A 2,131-nucleotide genomic window follows, 5' to 3' on the forward strand; every position below is an offset into this window, starting at 1 on the left:
ATTTCCTGATCGACGCCGAGCCCGTCCCCGGCCTCGGCGTGCGCCTTGATCGAGACGAAACCGCCGGCCTCCTTCGGCGTCTGGAACCGTGCGGTTCAGGAACCGGCCGAATTCTCGCGCAGCTCCACGTCGCTCCAGTTCTTGCCGTTGTCGTCAAATGAGGTCGTCGATCAAGGCAGTTCTTAGCGGCGCCGGCACCCTGCCGGCCGATGTGGCATCCGCGGGAGGATCGACGCGAGCACGGGCTGACTCGCTGCCGGGCTTGACCCTCACGCTGCGTGAGGGTCAACGATGTGGCGCATGAGTGATTCTTTCAACGCGTTCGAGATGAGCCCGCTCACCGAGCGAGGACCCGAGGCGGTTGCACCAGAGGTGTTTCGTGGCATCTACGCGATGCCGATGTTCGTGACGATTCCGACATCCGATCTGGCGGTGTCGACGGACTTCTGGGTGCGCGGGCTCGGCTTCATCGAGCTGTTCAGCATTCCCGGGCAGGTGGTCCATCTGCGTCGTTGGGCGTTCCAGGACGTGCTGCTCGTCCCCGCAGAGGCAAGCCCCGAAGAGGCTGACGTTCCGGCGATGAGCGTGAGCTTCGCGTGCGTTCTGAACGAGATCGATCCCCTCGTCGCGGCGTGTACGCAACTCGTACCCGGCAGCGTGACCGACCCGCGTGATACTCCCTGGAGCACTCGCGACGTGGAAGTGATCACCCCTGAGCGGGCGCGGGTCGTGTTCACCGCGCCGAGGCAGTTCGATCCCGACAGTCAGGAGGTGCGCGATCTCGCAGCGGTCGGAATCGTCGCCCCGGAAGCGGCGGAGGACGGTCACAATGGAGTTCATGGTTGATCGGAACATCGACGACGGTGCCACGGTGGGCGCGGCCGCCGCGCTCGCGGGGGTGACGGTCCGCACGCTGCATCACTGGGACGAGATCGGCTTGGCGTCGCCCTCCGTGCGCACCCCGGCGGGCTACCGCCATTACACCGAAGAAGACCTGCAACGTCTGTACCGGATCGTCGCCTACCGGGAAGCCGGGCTCGGGCTGGATGCGGTGCGTGAGGTGCTCGACGACCCGACCGCTGACATCGGTGCCACCCTGCAGGACCAGCGTTCCCGGCTCGCCGAGCGGATCCATGATCTGCAACAGCTCGACAAGCGCCTGGAACGAATGAGCCACGCGCACGAGCGCGGCATTCTCCTGAGCGACGAGGAGCAGGCGGAGATGTTCGGGGCGGACTGGGACGCGCGCCGATCCGAGCGAGCCCGCGCCGTGTGGGGAAGTTCCCCCCAATGGGCGCAGTTCGCCGAGCGCTCCGCCTCCCGCACGCGGGAGCAGTGGCAGTCGCTGTCTGACGCGATGTCGACGTTGCAACGCGATCTGGACAAGGCTCTGGACGAGGGCGTCATTCCGGGCAGCCCAGAGGCGAACAACCTCGTCGAGCGTCACCGCGATGTCTTCTCCCACTTCTTCCCACTTACGCGGCAGATGCAAGTGTGCCTGGGACGGATGTTCGAGTCCGACCCGGGTTTCTCCGCCCACTACGACGGCATCCGAGCCGGGCTGGCCTCCTGGTTCCGGCGGATCATCGACGAGTCCGCCCGCGCCCACGGGATCGATCCCAACGCCGCGACCTGGCAGTAGCACGCACAGGCAGGCGTCAGGCCGCGGCTTCCGCCAGAGCCTCATGGAAGTCCGCCGCTGCCCACAGGGCGGCCGGCAGAAGCCTCATTGAGCCGCCGGCCGGTAGGCGGGTGAGCAGCAGGCAGCTACAACCGAGCGGGACGGTCCCGGTGGCAGCTACTCGCCTCAGGCCGAGCCTGGTCACGACTCGTCGGCTCAGCAAGGTGCCGGCAGCCGCGGCGGTGGTCATTATCGCGGTCGTCAGCCCGAACTGCGCCGCCGGCCGGCCGAGCACCTACTGCACGAAAGAGGTGAGGCAACGCTCGAGGCCGCCCATGCCAACACCGTGGTGGACATCAAGCACGACGCTGACGGCTCGTCTATCTCCTGCGCCTCCCGGCCGGGCATCGTCGCCCTCATGCTGGACAGGTGGCTCCACACCCCCGTCGGAGGGGGTGGAGCCCCCTCGTTCGCAACCTGCCGCGCACCGCCCGAGCACCCTCAAGCGGA

Annotated in this window: 2 protein-coding genes; both read left to right on the top strand. The window is 67.3% G+C overall.

Translation table 11 applies throughout. The features are described from left to right. The first annotated feature begins 300 nt into the window (after window positions 1-300). Window positions 301-846, top strand: a complete 546-nt coding sequence (locus ACFU6I_RS48465; RefSeq protein ID WP_384380946.1) for a VOC family protein — start codon at window positions 301-303, stop codon at window positions 844-846. Continuing rightward, a complete protein-coding gene (locus ACFU6I_RS48470) occupies window positions 839-1,642 on the top strand; it encodes a MerR family transcriptional regulator (protein ID WP_384380949.1) in 804 nt (267 codons plus the stop codon). The genes ACFU6I_RS48465 and ACFU6I_RS48470 overlap by 8 nt, the downstream gene beginning before the upstream one ends. The last annotated feature ends 489 nt before the right edge of the window (window positions 1,643-2,131 follow it).

Source organism: Streptomyces sp. NPDC057486, assembly GCF_042802415.1.
Classification (GTDB): Bacteria; Actinomycetota; Actinomycetes; order Streptomycetales; family Streptomycetaceae; genus Streptomyces; species Streptomyces yanii.

Coding starts and splice junctions, on each gene's coding strand:
- ACFU6I_RS48465 (WP_384380946.1), top strand. CDS start 301: ATGAGTGATTCTTTCAACGCGTTCGAGATGAGCCCGCTCACCGAGCGA.
- ACFU6I_RS48470 (WP_384380949.1), top strand. CDS start 839: ATGGTTGATCGGAACATCGACGACGGTGCCACGGTGGGCGCGGCCGCC.